The 14,221-nt window shown below is 59.3% G+C and carries 11 protein-coding genes; 6 read left to right on the top strand and 5 right to left on the bottom strand.

The genetic code is table 11. The annotated features are described in order from the left end of the window. Positions 1-467 precede the first annotated feature (467 nt). The 5 genes from ACREXZ_RS25155 to ACREXZ_RS25135 all read right to left on the bottom strand — a co-directional run bounded on the left by ACREXZ_RS25155 (position 468) and on the right by ACREXZ_RS25135 (position 8,005). On the bottom strand, positions 468-1,409 hold the full coding sequence (locus ACREXZ_RS25155; protein WP_431766831.1) for a hypothetical protein: 942 nt from the start codon (positions 1,407-1,409) through the stop codon (positions 468-470). A gap of 549 nt (positions 1,410-1,958) precedes the next feature. Further along, positions 1,959-2,909: a hypothetical protein gene (locus tag ACREXZ_RS25150; RefSeq protein WP_431766830.1), complete on the bottom strand. Its 951-nt coding sequence runs from the start codon at positions 2,907-2,909 to the stop codon at positions 1,959-1,961. Next, positions 2,902-4,071: a DUF2515 family protein gene (locus tag ACREXZ_RS25145; protein WP_431766829.1), complete on the bottom strand. Its 1,170-nt coding sequence runs from the start codon at positions 4,069-4,071 to the stop codon at positions 2,902-2,904. Before ACREXZ_RS25145 ends, ACREXZ_RS25150 begins: the two co-directional genes overlap by 8 nt. Positions 4,072-4,086: 15 nt before the next feature. Further along, a complete protein-coding gene (locus tag ACREXZ_RS25140) occupies positions 4,087-6,789 on the bottom strand; it encodes a type VI secretion system Vgr family protein (protein ID WP_431766828.1) in 2,703 nt (900 codons plus the stop codon). Positions 6,790-7,000: 211 nt separating this feature from the next. Continuing rightward, entirely contained in the window at positions 7,001-8,005 is a 1,005-nt protein-coding gene (locus tag ACREXZ_RS25135) for an LLM class flavin-dependent oxidoreductase (RefSeq protein WP_431766827.1), read from the bottom strand. Between the two features lie 341 nt (positions 8,006-8,346). Here ACREXZ_RS25135 and ACREXZ_RS25130 point away from each other — a divergent pair, with 341 nt between their 5' ends. The 6 genes from ACREXZ_RS25130 to ACREXZ_RS25105 all read left to right on the top strand — a co-directional run bounded on the left by ACREXZ_RS25130 (position 8,347) and on the right by ACREXZ_RS25105 (position 14,221). Beyond that, on the top strand, positions 8,347-9,270 hold the full coding sequence (locus ACREXZ_RS25130) for a DMT family transporter (protein ID WP_431766826.1): 924 nt from the start codon (positions 8,347-8,349) through the stop codon (positions 9,268-9,270). Positions 9,271-9,516: 246 nt separating this feature from the next. Next, positions 9,517-9,900, top strand: a complete 384-nt coding sequence (locus ACREXZ_RS25125; protein WP_431766825.1) for a nuclear transport factor 2 family protein — start codon at positions 9,517-9,519, stop codon at positions 9,898-9,900. Between the two features lie 79 nt (positions 9,901-9,979). Continuing rightward, positions 9,980-10,537, top strand: coding sequence for a hypothetical protein (locus ACREXZ_RS25120; protein ID WP_431766824.1), 558 nt, complete (start codon positions 9,980-9,982; stop codon positions 10,535-10,537). A gap of 13 nt (positions 10,538-10,550) precedes the next feature. Next, positions 10,551-11,564, top strand: coding sequence for a patatin-like phospholipase family protein (locus tag ACREXZ_RS25115; RefSeq protein ID WP_431766823.1), 1,014 nt, complete (start codon positions 10,551-10,553; stop codon positions 11,562-11,564). 398 nt (positions 11,565-11,962) lie between these two features. After that, complete coding sequence (locus ACREXZ_RS25110; RefSeq protein ID WP_431766822.1) at positions 11,963-13,228, top strand: ABC transporter substrate-binding protein; 1,266 nt, start codon at positions 11,963-11,965, stop codon at positions 13,226-13,228. Between the two features lie 117 nt (positions 13,229-13,345). Then, complete coding sequence (locus tag ACREXZ_RS25105; RefSeq protein ID WP_431766821.1) at positions 13,346-14,221, top strand: branched-chain amino acid ABC transporter permease; 876 nt, start codon at positions 13,346-13,348, stop codon at positions 14,219-14,221.

Raw genomic sequence — 14,221 nt, 5'->3', positions numbered from 1 at the left:
GTCATCGTGCTGTCCTCGAACTCCCAGGTTCTAAATCAGATCGAATTTCTTTCTGGGAGTTCTACGAATCCCCGATCGCAAGCGAATCCTTGATGCTTCCGGCTTCGCTACGTTTTGCAGGGCCGACTATTTAGGCGCTCGTGCCGAAGCGGAGGCCAAGGCCCGCGCTCAGGGCGCACACATTTTGACGGATTGGGTTGATCCCACGATCGCAGGTATTGCTCTACCGAAAAATTGACCGCGCCTGAACCGATAGTCACCGTCGGAATACCTACCCTATCCCCGGTGTATCCTCTACAGCGTGGCCTCTCGCGACATCCGCGACCATCACCCGCGTAAGGGGGATCTTGCGACGGCGCAAGACGACCCTGCAGCATCGGTTGATACCCCCAACCTATTTCTTCTGGTTGAAAGAAGCGCGAAGTATGCGAAGGGGAATCCGACGGTAACTATCGGTTCAGGCTTGGTCAATTTTTCGGTGGAGTAATACCTGCGATCGTGGGATCAACCCAATCCGTCAAAATGTGTGCGCCCTGAGCGCGGGCCTTGGCCTCCGCTTCGGCACGAGCGTGTAAATACTTCGGGATAACACTCTGGTATTTAGCGCGTGCAGCGTCGTAGGTCGCGCCAAAGGTATCGAGCCATCCCGCTTCCGATTGAATCTGTGCGTCTAGCTGATCGCCCAGCGTAATCGGCAGATCCGGTGATCGTTCGTCTCGGTTGTACTTCAACTCAAAGAAATTACCATCCGCGTACCAACTCCATATGACGCTTGTTCCGCGTGGCAAATGCTTCCATTCATCGAATGACAGTTTGTAGTCTGGATCAGCGTAGAACAACCGCGGAAAAGTCACGTACGTCGGGCCGCCGTAACCTGATGGTTGAAAGGCGTAGGTACCTCGGCCTTCCAGTCGCGGCGACGCCAACGAAATATAACGTTTCCACCCAGCGCCGTTGATAAGCGAAATCACACCCATCACATAGTGGTACATCGCTTCGTCGTAGATTTCGAAAGCTGCCGTGTCATGCACGTCCTTCGGTGAAGTCGGGACCTTGAACGTCAATTGGATATTTCTTATCCTTCGGCCTTCCTCAGTATCCGACATGAATTCGACGTCGGTGGTTTGCGGAAATACGATTCCGTGTTTGGGGTCTTTGAGTTGAAACACGGGTTCTACCCCCGTCGCGATCCGGCTCGCGTCGTACATCAACGCCGTCGAGATATGCGATCGCTGGATGGGCACCTTTGCCGAGCGCATCACTTCGTCGCTGTCATCACCCAAGGCGAAAACTAAATCAGGTTGCATGGTTGCTTTTTCCTCTTGCGCAGTGGAGTTATTGATCGCGCTCCAACCGAACGCGCAGGCACCAAATGCGATAATCAGCGAAACTATATTGGCAATGTTCATCAGGCATCATCCCGTTTTATACGAGCATCGCTATTCATGGCAGTCGTCGACTCACTTGCCATAGTGCCTTCGGTGTCTGGCGGTGTGTTCTCTGCGACGAGCGACGTTGCATACTCGAGAACGGATTTTGTTTGATTGTCGTAGGTCTGCTCCGGTGGCGCATGCTTCCACGGCATCACGTAAATCCTAAGCTGTGCGCTAGCGTTCACAGTCTGCAATAGAACATCGAAAAGACGCACCCCTTGCCCGAGCTCGGCGTCCCAGTTCACCTGTCACGCGGCAATGTAGACCACGCCGGCGGCAGAGCGGATTGCCGGTGCGAGTTCGCTGAAATAGGCCTTGCCCGTCGTAAATGCCGTTACAGTACTGCCAGTTTGCGGCATGGAAAATGGCTGACCCTGCAGGGTCGCCTTGCGCCGTCGCAAGATACCCATAATCGGTAGGGGCGTCATCGCGGGTGATGGCCGCGGATGTCGCGAAAGGCCGCTCTGGAGAGGACACACCGGGGATAGGGCGGATATTCCGACGGTAACTATGGTTCAGGCGCGATCAATTTTTCGGTGGAGTAATACCTGCGATCGTGGGATCAACCCAATCCGTCAAAATGTGTGCGCCCTGAGCGCGGGCCTTGGCTTCCGCTTCGGCACGAGCGTGTAAATACTTCGGGATAACACTCTCATATTTTGCTCGTGCGGTGTCGTAGGTCGCGCCATAGTTATCGAGCCATCCCGCTTCCGATTGAATCCGTGTGTCTAGCTGATCACCCAGCGTAATCGGCAGATCCGGTGACCGTTCGTCTCTGTCGTACTTCAACTCAAAGAAATTACCATCCGCGTACCAACTCCATATGACGCTTGCTCCGCGTGGCAAATGCTTCCATTCATCGAATGACAGTTTGTAGTTTGGATCAGCGTAGAACAACAGCGGAAATGTCACGTATGTCGGGCCGCCGTAACCTGATGGCTGGAAGGCGTAGGTACCTCGACCTTCCAGTCGCGGCGACCCCAATGAAATATAACGTTTCCACCCAGCGCCGTTGATGAGCGAAATCACACCCATCACATAGTGGTACATCGCTTCGTCGTAGATTTCGAAAGCCGCCGTGTCATGCACATCCTTCGGTGAAGTCGGGACCAGGAATCTCAAATGAATACTTCTTATTTTTTTTGCTTCCTCGGTGTCCGACATGAATTCCACATCGGTAGTTTGCGGAAAGATGATGCCATGCCTGGCATCCTTGAGCTGGAATACAGGTTCCACTCCCGTCGCAATCCTGCTCGCGTCGTACATCAGCGCTGTCGAGATGTGTGATCTCTGAATCGGTACTTTCGCTGAGCGCATCACCTCGTCACTGTCGTCGCCCAAGCCAAAAATTAAATTGGGTTGCATGTTTGCCTTTTCCTCTTGCGCTTTAGCGTTATTGAGCACTTTCCAACCAAAGCCGCACACGCCAAACGTAACGACTAGCGCAGCAACAATTACAACATGGCGCTTACGCATCTTTCCAGCCCGCAATCGTTGATATTTGCGCGATCATGTAGGGGCGATACTTGTCGCTCGTCATTAGAGCGTGATATTTATCGAGTATCTTTTGGACATAAAGCATTCGATCGTCTTTTATGTAAAGCTTCCCGTCATCCATCTTCACCTTGATATCGTCCTCCGTCAGACCATAGGGTTTAAGTTGCTGCTCTATGATTTCTGGAGTTATCTCGGCGGAGGCATTAAAAAACACTGTCGGGTCTTTAGCGCCCGAGAACGCACGAATCACTGGCAACCGTCCAAAATCATTCATATCGATAGCGCTCTGAAATTCGGAGTGGTTGTAAACCATCGCTTGTAGATGCAATGTCTGCTCATGAAGCAGGAATTGCCACGCCGCTTTATATGCAAGACTTTTCTTCGGTACATCTTCAGTGGCTGCTTCGTACTGTTCTAGCTGATTAAATCCAGAGGAAAGGTAATTGGTAATCTGACAGTTTTTCATCTCAGACAGCGCTGCCCCATCCTGAACGAGATCATCCCCAATCACGATCATCGGGTTCGCCTTCTTGCGTAACGCGTCGATGAGACCGTTATTCTGACCTCCCGCCCAAGGCAAGCTCTTGACGATGGGCTTTACCACGTCGTCGTAACTATCGACGTTGCGTCGGCTTTTGCAATGTTCGAACAACTCTTTGCCATATTTCTTGTAGAACAAATGCCAGGTGGTTACCTCAAGAAACACCCAGAAATTGCCCTTCGCCAGGTAATAGAACGTCACGACTGCCGTCGCGCGCGCCTGGGCAAGGCCGGATTGCAGTTTTCCCCACGATAGAAATTGCAACGCCAACTCCATCCCGGCGACAACTTCTTTCGCCGCAAATGCAGCCAGTCCGGGCCAATAGAATCGACCCGCCTTATCGGTCCCTTCGTCACCCAGGAAAAGCTGCGCGTAGTTTCCGGCAGTGCGCTTTGCACGCCGGATGGGGTCCGACAGGAGTAGCCCTTTATCAGCTTCCATGGCGATATTGTCCATCTGCAACATCGACCATTGGTGTTCACATGTGACCGTGCAGTCCTTACAGGAATCAGGCGTCTGGTTCAACGTGCCTTCGCCCAACAGTCCGCCCTTGAGATACACCGCGCCCTCGTCACTATTGACCAGTGAATCGTCCGCCACATCCTTCTCCCATATTTATTCGAATTGATCGGAAACGGTTTTGATGTTTGGCACATGCAAATGTGCCTTAATCGAGTCAGGCGTGCCGCTAAAAACCCGCGAAATCGCCCCTTCTCCGTTCGTGGCGGTTTTCATGAGGTCGCTCCGTACCTCAAGCAGGTGATCCATATCCGGTATGGTTTTTCCTAGCTCGTCCTTGAAAACCAGTGCTTCGTCATACGGTCCCGCTGTCTGTTTGAATGCGCCGAGATTCGTGTAGAGCTGGGTCGGTCCCGAGAACATGTGCGAGCCTCCCTTCACATCGATCTTACCCGGAGCATGAATCTCGATGTTGCCGTCCTTGATGCGGATATATGCACCCCCTGACGTGAGAAGGATCTCCTGCTTCGCCGCTGCCTGAACCTGCTCCGTCGCGGACATCAACAGCAGCGATTTCTGCGCGATCACCTCCACGTTGTCCGCATGCGCCTGCACCTGCACTTTGCCCTTTGCCGCAAACAGCTTCATGCCTGCGTTCTGCACAAACAGGCTGAGTTTCTGACCGATGCTTGCCACCAGCGATTTACCAGTCGCGATATGCGTACTCTGGCCGCTCACCAGGTTGATGTGCTGGTCTGCTGCAACATGCGCCGACTTCTGCGTCGACAGTGCAATGCCTGCCGGTGTGGCAAACAGCATCACCGGCTGTGTGAACGCGTTCGCGTTGCCTGTGCCGCCACCTGCAGTGACGCCACCACCGCCCGTTGCACCCGCTTCGCTGTGCTGTGTCGCATCGGTAAAGGCTTTGAGCGCATCGTGCCCATCCTTCAGGCTTTCGGCCTGCGCCGTCTCGCTCGCCTGCGATAGCCCGTCGATGACGCTCTCTGAGCCGGTGAGCTGGTTGCTGCCCTGACGTGCATCGAGCGGCTGGCTGGCGATGGGGTGCGTCGATACATACAGCCCCCGGCTCGCGCGCAGCGCACCGTACGCCTCGGAACTCAGATCGAAGCCGCTACCGAGATAACCGCCACGCGTATTGCCTGTCTGGTTAATCAGGTAGCCCAGATGCAATTGAGCATTCGTACTGCTGCTGTAGAGATGAACCCGGTTCTGGCCCGTCGCATCGTCCATCACCATCTGGTTAAAACCGCTTCCCGAGAACTCCTTCGACCGATGGCCCGAGAGCAACGCGTTTGAATGCCACTGTGGTGTTGCCGCGCCGTTGTAGACGCGATGAAGCGCGATGGGCCGGTCGATATCATTTCCAACGTGGCCAATCAGGAGTTCTTCTCCCGCGCGCGGCATGTGGACACTGCCATAACCATCACCGGTATCGGACTGCGCGACGCGCACCCAGCACGACGCACGTTCGTCACCCTGGTTGACCCGGTCCCATACGAACAGGACCTTGATCCGGTTTAGCTCGTCCGTATACGCTTCCTGGCCCTTTGGTCCCGCCACGATCGCAGATTCCAGCTTTGCCTTGGGCTTGTTGTGTTCGAACGGGCTGCGGTAAGGCACCGTCGTGCGCTGCGCTTCTATCGAGACACGATAGAAGCCCGTGGAGCCGTCCGCATGCTGCACACTGAACGTTGTTTTATCGAGGGTATCGGCACGAGCCTGCGCGAGCGGGTTATGCAGACTGTGCGGATAGTTCGCTTCGTGCCCGGAGAGCGGGAGATTGTTCTCGATGGTCCACTCGACCTCAAGACTCGCGAATTCGTTCTGGGCCGCCGCGTCCTGGTCGTGCTCCGGATGATCGGTCAGCGTAAAGCGCCGGCCTGCGTCCATCGCACGCAGGCCACCTACGCCGTGAAAACGCTTCGCCTGCGACTCCCATTCCTCCATGCGGATTTTAGAGAGGTGATCGCCTCGTTCCTGCTCTGGATAGGTATAGCCGCCCGTGTATTCGTAGACTTCTGTCTGGGCCGGCAAGGCGCCCTGGTTTCCCATCGTAGGGACTGAGGTCGCTTTCGGATTGAACGGCGTCGAGGGACTTTTATAGTCGAAGGTGCGTGTCGACAGCGTCGTGGATTGCAGCGTCCGTGTACCTGACCAGTTCGTGAGTGCATCGGCCTCGCTGTTCGTCCCGGCGCGGTAAAAGTTGACGGCTTCCGGCGATAGCGGTTCAAGCGTCTGAAGGCGGTCGGTTATAACCAGCGTGTGTGATTTTCCGTCGGCCGCCTGCTGCCAGACTCCGTACAGTCCTTCGGACTCGAGGAGCCGGTGCACGAAGTTCCAGTCGGTCTCGTCCTGCCTGCAGTACGAGCGTGTCGGCAATGGATTCGACAGCACGAAGCGGTACATCCCTCGCGCCTGCGGATGCTGGTTGAATACGTCCGAGATGATCGCGTCAACGCTTTTATCCTGCCAGTGCCGCTGGTCGCGACGGAACCTCAGGAAATGCATCCATGACGAAAAACCAAGCTGATAACTTGTAAGGCTACCGTCAGCTCCCAGCCGCCGCGCGGTGTGCACATAGCCATGATGCGGCAGGTACGTACCGTCGGCCTGCTGGATCCAGAGCGTGACAGCCTGAGCAATCAGCGTTTTAAGCTGGACGTCGCCCGAGGTAGACACGCAGTCGAGCAGGAAGAGGAAATCCCGGCCAATCCGTGAGAGTCCGGTGACGCGGTGGGGCAGCAATACGTTATTGCCCGCAGGTGTATCCAGTTTAAGAAGGCGGTCCTGCTGTAACAGGCCACCCCTTATAGCCTCGATTATGTCTCTCGCACCCATACTGCCTCTCTATCTGATTATTTCACCCTGTGCGCACGATTTTACTTATGACGATACGGTTAAAGCAATCGATGAATTATCAGAAACTGCCAAACCGGAAATTGATTTAAATACGAAGTGGACGCCTGACCGGGTGAGAGACTCACTCACTTACTCACCCAGCCGGCCGCCGACCGTTGAAGCGACCACCCGTCGTGGCGTCGCTTCGTTTCTATTGCGCAGGCACGGCTGCAGCCAGTTCGTCGCGAATCTGCGCGCCGATCTCGAACGACCGCAGCCGCGCCGCGTGATCGTAGATATGCGAGGTAAGGATCAGCTCGTCGGCCTCGGTCTGAGCGATGATCGACCGCAGTCCTTCGCGGACCTCGTCGGGGTTGCCGATCGCCGTGCACGCGAGCGAATGCGCGACGCCGGCGAGTTCATGGTCGGCCGCTTCGAGGTGATCGACCGGCGGCTGCAACTGACCCGGCGTGCCGCGCCGCAGGTTGATGAACTGCTGCTGCAGCGACGTGAAGAGACGATGCGCTTCGTCGGTGGTGTCGGCGGCGATCAGGTTGACGCCGACCATCGCGTGTGGCTTGTCGAGCGTTTCCGACGGTCGGAACTGCGAGCGGTAGACACGCAGCGCGGTCAGCAGATGGTCCGGTGCGAAGTGCGACGCGAACGCGAATGGCAGTCCAAGCGCACCCGCGAGCTGCGCGCTGAAGAGACTCGAACCGAGCAGCCACAGCGGCACGTGCAGTCCCGCGCCTGGCACCGCGCGCACGCGCTGGCCCGGCACTGGATCGCCGAAATAACGCTGCAGTTCGACGACGTCGTCGGGAAACGAATCGGCGCTGCCCTGCAGATCGCGACGCAGCGCGCGTGCCGTCGTCTGGTCGGTGCCGGGTGCGCGGCCGAGCCCGAGATCGATCCGCCCCGGATACAGCGACGCGAGCGTGCCGAACTGCTCGGCGATCACGAGCGGCGCGTGATTCGGCAGCATGATGCCGCCGGAGCCGACGCGGATCGTCTGCGTGCCGCCCGCCACGTGGCCGATCACGACCGACGTCGCTGCGCTTGCGATGCCCGTCATGTTGTGATGCTCGGCGAGCCAGAAGCGCCGATAACCCCAGCGCTCCACGTGCTGCGCGAGATCGAGCGTGTTGCGGAACGCATCCGTCGCCGACGAGCCGGCGGTGATGGGCGAGAGGTCGAGAACCGAGAAGGGAATCATGGGGTGTCCGGGGAATCGGGGATTCGAGTTGCAGAGCGGGGTCCACTCGATGCGTCAGGTACTAAAGCGTTCGTGATGAGCCGCGCCCGCTTCGCGTCTGGGTGAAACGCAAGCTTCGCGAAAGCGGGCGGCACGAGCGGATTGTGCCAAAGCGGACGGATTCGCGCTGACGGCCGCGCGAAATCCACAATCACGGCAGGGTGTTGCTTCGGCAGCATCGACAGCACGGGCCACCGGATCACGGCCAGTGCATCCCACGGCGATGCCGCTTTCGTTCTATCAGCCGGCTTTGCGGCTTGATCTACTGATGGTCCCTACCATCGGTCGGCGAGGCACGCATCATGAGATTGACCAAGGCTGCTTTCGTCCTGCTGGGTTTGATCTGGGGATCGAATTTCATCTACATGAAGTGGGCCGCGGACCTGATCAGCCCGATGCAGATCGCTTTTTTGCGGGTGCTTTTCGGCTTCCTTCCGCTGGCACTCGCCGCGTGGCACCGGGGAGTCATTCACCGTAGCCAGATGCGTCATCTGCCGCACTTTTTCATCATGGCCGCAGTCGCGACGACGTTCTATTACGTTGCCATCGTGAAAGGTACCGCGCTGCTCCCTTCGGGTGTCGCAGGTGTTCTGGGTGGCTCCATCGCTATCTTCACCGCGATCTTCTCGCTGCTGTTCCTGCGCACGGAGAAGCTGAACAGGTTGATGGTGGTGGGGGTGATGCTGGGGTTTGCCGGCATCGTTCTGATCGCGCGGCCGTGGGGAAGTACCGACAACCCGATCAATCCCGCCGGCGTTTTCTGGATGCTGACAGGTGCGATCATTCTCGGGCTGTCGTATGTGTACGTGCGACGGTTTCTGTCGCCGTTCAATCTGCCGCCGCTGGCACTGGCCACGTGGCAGATGGGACTGGCGCTGCTGCTACTCACGTTGCTCACGGACTTCACCGGAATAGGCCACATCCTTCAGGACCCGCGAGCCGCCGCTGGCGCCGTGGTCGGACTGGGCATCCTGGGAACCGGGGTCGCGTTTTTGATTTACTACTTCCTGCTGCAGGAACTTGGCGCAGTGGCGTCGTCGGGCTCGACCTACATTACGCCTGTTGTGGCGCTTCTAATCGGCTGGGCCGCGGGGGAAAAGGTCGGTGTACTCGAGGTCATCGCCATCGCCTTGATCCTCGCCAGTATTGCCATGTTGCAGATTGGACGACAACGATCCGCGCGGGAGACAGAGCAGGCAGTTCGTGCTGCGGCCGCTCGCCCGTAGAGGGCCTGGCGCCGGTTCTAACGGGCCGTCTCTTCCTGGAATCCTTCGCTGCCGCCGGGCAATCCATTTGCTAGACTTGATCGGGAAGCCGACTTGTCTGCCGGCCGGTTTGACCGCTTCAATTTCCGCCGGTTCAGATTCAACACCCGTCACCGCCGAACGCGTCGTTCCTTCGTCATAGCGCATCGAATAGTGCGGAGGTGTCGCTCATGCCCGGTCGACGTCAACAGGTTCTGGAGGCACTCCATGCAGGAAGAGCACATGCGTGAAGCCCTGAATGCGCACTGGCGCGCATCGGCGGCCGGCGATCTCGACGCCGAACACGAGATCTACGCCGACGATGCCATCTGTGACTATCCGCAATCAGGTGAGCGAATCCACGGGCGTGCGAATTTGCAGGCGCTGCGCGGTCATCATCCGGGCAAGCCATCGGGTTTCGATATCAAGCGAATTCAGGGAGAGGGCAATCTCTGGGTCACGGAATACACCATCGTCTATAAAGGGCAACAGGCCTTTACGGTCAGCATCATGGAATTCCGCGACGGCAAGGTCGTTCACGAGACCCAGTACTTTACGGAAGCTTTTGAAGCACCGGCCTGGCGAAGTCAATGGGTTGAACTAATCGCGTGACGGTGCGTGCGTCGCGTTGAATTGCGAAGTCGCGGTATCCTGTGTCGTCGCTTTACGCGGGATAGCCGCACCGAACTCCATGTTCTTCCGTCACACACTGCTTGCTGTTGCGATGGTCGGCGCGTCGCTCGCGCTCGGCGGTTGCGACGATCGACAGGGCGAACGCGTCGTGCAAAAACTCAAGGACTTCTTCAACGCCGTCAAACCCGACGCGCTGCTGCTCAAAGGGCTCACGCCGGGCATCACGACTGGCGACCAGGTCCGCGAGCAAATGGGCAAGCCCGAGACCGAACGGCGCTTCGCCGACGGTTCGACGCGGCTTGAATATCCGCGCGGCCCGCAAGGCCTTAACACCTACATGGTCGACATCGGCCCCGACGGACGCCTGCAGGCGATCACCCAGGTGCTGACCGCGGCGAACTTCGCGAAGATCCACCTCGGTATGACTGACGACGAAGTGCGCCGCCTGCTCGGCAAGCCGGGCGAGATCGCGGTGTATCCGCTGAAACCCGAAACGGTGTGGAGCTGGAAGTGGCGCGAAGGCGGCGTCACCGAAGAGGGCTTTTTCAACGTGCACTTCGGCCCCGACCATACGGTGACGACCACGTCGCGCTCCGACGTGATCCGCGGCCGATGATGGAGACGCACCGATGAACCGGCGACGTCCTTCCCGGATCGGTCTCGTGCTCGGCGGCGGCGCGGCGCGCGGCTGGGCGCACATCGGCGCGATCCGCGCGCTGCACGACGCGGGCATCAAGCCCGACGTCGTATGTGGCACGTCGATCGGTGCGCTGGTCGGCGCGGTCTATGCGAACGGCGACCTCGACTGGCTCGAGGACTGGGTGACGCGGCTCACGTGGCAGACCGTCGTGCGGCTGCTCGATCTGCGGCTCTCGGGCGGACTGCTCGGTGGCAAGAAGGTGATCCAGGTTTTCGCGGACCAGTTCAACGGCTGCGAGATCGCCGACCTGCAGATTCCGTTCGCCGCCGTTGCGACCGAACTCGATACGGGCCGCGAAACGTGGCTGCAGGATGGCAGCGTGGTGAACGCGGTGCGCGCGTCGATCGCGATCCCGGGCATTTTCACGCCGCTGTGGCACGACGGCGTGTGGCTCGTCGACGGTGGGTTGAGCAATCCGGTGCCGGTGTCGGTTGCGCGCGGGATGCGGGCCGACTGCGTGATCGCTGTCGATCTGAATAACGACATTTTGAATGGGCGGGATCTGGGTGGGGTGGTTGCGGGGACGGCGGTGATGCCGGCGCCGATGCCTGGGCACGATGTGGTTACGGCCTCGACGGAGGAGGGTGCAACAGTCGCGCCGGAAGAGCACGTCGCGCCGCAGCTATTGCGCCGTAACGGCAAGCCGTGGCCGCGCTGGCTGCAACCGGCGCCCGGCTACGAAAGCCGCGACGTGCGCGTGCCGCTGCCCCCGAGCGCACGCGTGCCGTCGATGCTGAGTTCGGTCGCGCAAGGCATCGACATCATGCAGGTGCGCATCACACGCAGCCGTCTTGCCGGCGAGCCTGCGGACATCCTGATCCAGCCGCGTTTGGGCGGTATGGGTATCTTCGATTTTCACCGTGCGGCACCCGCGATTGCTGAAGGGCGTGCGGCCGTTGAAGCGATGATGCCGGCGATTCGCGCGCGGCTGGGGATGGATTGAGCGGTGGGGTTTTGGTTCGCCCGGTGCGTTTGATTCTGCTTGCGCGAGCCGCGTGACTTACTCGTCGGCTCCGTCCCGACTTCCAGACCTTGACTCATCTTCGTCAGACACCAGTACCGGCGATACCGTACTTATCCGCGTCGCGAGATCCTGCATTTCGAACAGCCGGCAAGTGAGAGTCGGCGCATTTACGTACCGCACAAAAAGCGGCCGCGAGGGCGCTTCAGCACCTCGCGCCAGTGAACCGGATGCCGAGGCAGGGGACCCGGCATCCTAATCGTTACTACCGATGTAGCACGCTCCGAACGAATGCTATTGTTGTCCGCGCATTCTTGATTGCTGCACTGTATCTGGCAAATGTTGCTCCACGATCGCACACAGGCATCGGAGAACAGACAATGTCCAACAGCAACACGGGGCGGAACCTGTACCGCGTCATCCGTATCGGTACGGCAATGGCTGCGCTCGGTCTCGCAGCCTCGGCCTACGCGGCGGGGGACCCCATCAAGATCGGGGTGATCGGCGAGGAATCGGCGGTGGCCGGCGCATCGATCACCAAGGCCGCCCAGCTCGCGGCGGACGAAATCAATGCGCACGGCGGCGTCGACGGCAGGTCGATCCAGATCGTCGCTTACGACGACCACTCGTCGGCTTCCGACGGAGTGCGCGCGTTCCAGCGCGCCGCCACCCAGGACAAGGTCGTAGCCGTGATCGGCAGCTACATCAGCGAGGTGGCGCTGGCGATGGAGCCCTGGTCGGCGCGCCTCAAGATGCCGTTCATTACGCCAGGTGCGGCAAGCAACGACATCTCCAAACGGGTCCACGACGACTACGATCACTACAAATACACGTTCCACGGCTGGATGACCTCGGCCTTCATTGCCCAGTCGATCTGCGACTTCTCGCATGACATCCTGGTCGGCCAGTTCAAGATGAAGACAACGGTCGTGATGAGCGAGGACGCCGCATGGACCAAGCCGCTCGACGAGCGCTTCCTTGAATGCCTGCCGAAGGCAGGGCTCAAGGTGCTCGATCACATCCGCTTCAATCCGGATACGACCGACTTCACGCCGATCTACAACCAGATCGAAAGCAAACATCCCGATACGATCACCACCGGCATCAGCCACGTGGGGGTGCAGCCGACGGTGCAGTGGCATGACCAGCAGGTGCCGATTCCGCTGACCGGACAGAGTTCGCAGGCCACGACCACCAGCTTCTGGAAAGATACCAACGGCGCGACCGAAGGTGTCATCACGGCCTCTGCCGCCGCCCCCGGTGTAGCGATTACGCCGAAGACGGTGCCCTTCGTCGATGCGTACACGAAGCAGTTCGGCGTGTCGCCAGCCTATTGCGGCTTCACGAGCTACGACCTGGTTTATATCCTCGCGGACGCGATCAGGCGCAACAAGGGCTCGACGGATCCGGACAAGATGGTCGATGCGCTCGAGAAGACGGATTACGTCGGGACGATCGGCCGCTGGCAGTTCTATGGCCGCAACGACCCGTTCACCCACGCGCTGAAATACGGCCCGGGGTACATCACCGGTATCAGCCTGCAATGGCAGGACGGCAAGCAAGTCGCAATCTGGCCGAAAGCGCTCGCCAACGGAACAGTGAAGTTCCCGTCCTTCATCAAGCTGCAGCAGGCGAGTGCCAACTAGTCGCACTACGTAGATCAGGCCCGGCGCCGGGACTGTCCTGAATGTCCTGGATGTCCTGGATTGCGGCCGCATCTCAGGCAACGTATTGCGGCCGTTAGCCGAACCAGAGGGTAGCGTATGGTCTGGCTACAGATTCTCATCGACGGCTTTGCCATCAGTTCGCTGTATGCGCTGGGCGCGATCGGCTTCACGCTGATTTTCGGGGTGTCCGGAGTCCTCAACCTTGCCCACGGCGGCGTGATGCTGATTGCGGCGTTGATGGGCTGGATGCTGGCCGGCGAGGCCGGCCTCGGCACCTGGCTCGGCACGCTGCTCGGTGTGCTCGCCGGCCTGGTCGCGGCTTACGTCACCTATCTGATGGTCGTGCGGCCGATTCAGCGCTCCTCCGCCATTCCGCGCGAGGAGAAAGAGATTTTCGTCCTGACCGGCACCCTGCTGTGGGGCATCATGATCCAGCAGGGCATGGCCTACATCTTCACCGACAACCCCGTGACGATGCGCCCCCTGATCGCTGGCGTGACGACCATCGCGGGCGTGCGTACGCCGCTCAACGAAGTGATGATCGCGGTCGTCTGCTGGGTCGTGATCGGCCTGCTCTGGTTCTTCGTCAATCGCACGCGAGTGGGTAAGGCGCTGCTCGCCGCGTCGATGAATCCGCGCGGACTGACGCTGCTCGGCTTCGAACTCTCTCGCGTCTATCTGCTCGCGTGGACTCTCTACGGTGTGCTCGCAGGCGTCGCCGGCGTGCTGCTTGCGTCGTTCCTCGGTGTTAGCTCGAACAACACGGGTCAGCTCACGGCAAGCGCTTTTTCGATCGTCGTGCTGGGCGGGCTGGGCAGTGTATCGGGCTCGCTGATGGCCGCGTATGTCGTCGGCTATCTCGAGACGATCACCGCCTATCTCATCGCACCGACGCTGCGTCCCATGCCCGCGCTCGTGTTGCTGGTGCTGGTCGTCTATCTGCGCCCGCAGGGCTTCCTGGGGCGGCGCTAG

The organism is Paraburkholderia sp., from assembly GCF_050742655.1.
In the GTDB taxonomy this organism is placed as follows: Bacteria; Pseudomonadota; Gammaproteobacteria; order Burkholderiales; family Burkholderiaceae; genus Paraburkholderia.
The sequence above is the reverse complement of the archived record's forward strand: the minus strand, read 5'-3'. Positions and strand labels throughout refer to the sequence as shown.

Bases quoted from the DNA above. Each gene is read 5' to 3' on its own strand.
- ACREXZ_RS25140 (WP_431766828.1), bottom strand. From the start codon at position 6,789: ATGGGTGCGAGAGACATAATCGAGGCTATAAGGGGTGGCCTGTTACAG.
- ACREXZ_RS25130 (WP_431766826.1), top strand. From the start codon at position 8,347: ATGAGATTGACCAAGGCTGCTTTCGTCCTGCTGGGTTTGATCTGGGGA.
- ACREXZ_RS25105 (WP_431766821.1), top strand. From the start codon at position 13,346: ATGGTCTGGCTACAGATTCTCATCGACGGCTTTGCCATCAGTTCGCTG.
- ACREXZ_RS25110 (WP_431766822.1), top strand. From the start codon at position 11,963: ATGTCCAACAGCAACACGGGGCGGAACCTGTACCGCGTCATCCGTATC.
- ACREXZ_RS25150 (WP_431766830.1), bottom strand. From the start codon at position 2,909: ATGCGTAAGCGCCATGTTGTAATTGTTGCTGCGCTAGTCGTTACGTTT.
- ACREXZ_RS25115 (WP_431766823.1), top strand. From the start codon at position 10,551: ATGAACCGGCGACGTCCTTCCCGGATCGGTCTCGTGCTCGGCGGCGGC.
- ACREXZ_RS25125 (WP_431766825.1), top strand. From the start codon at position 9,517: ATGCAGGAAGAGCACATGCGTGAAGCCCTGAATGCGCACTGGCGCGCA.
- ACREXZ_RS25120 (WP_431766824.1), top strand. From the start codon at position 9,980: ATGTTCTTCCGTCACACACTGCTTGCTGTTGCGATGGTCGGCGCGTCG.
- ACREXZ_RS25155 (WP_431766831.1), bottom strand. From the start codon at position 1,409: ATGAACATTGCCAATATAGTTTCGCTGATTATCGCATTTGGTGCCTGC.
- ACREXZ_RS25135 (WP_431766827.1), bottom strand. From the start codon at position 8,005: ATGATTCCCTTCTCGGTTCTCGACCTCTCGCCCATCACCGCCGGCTCG.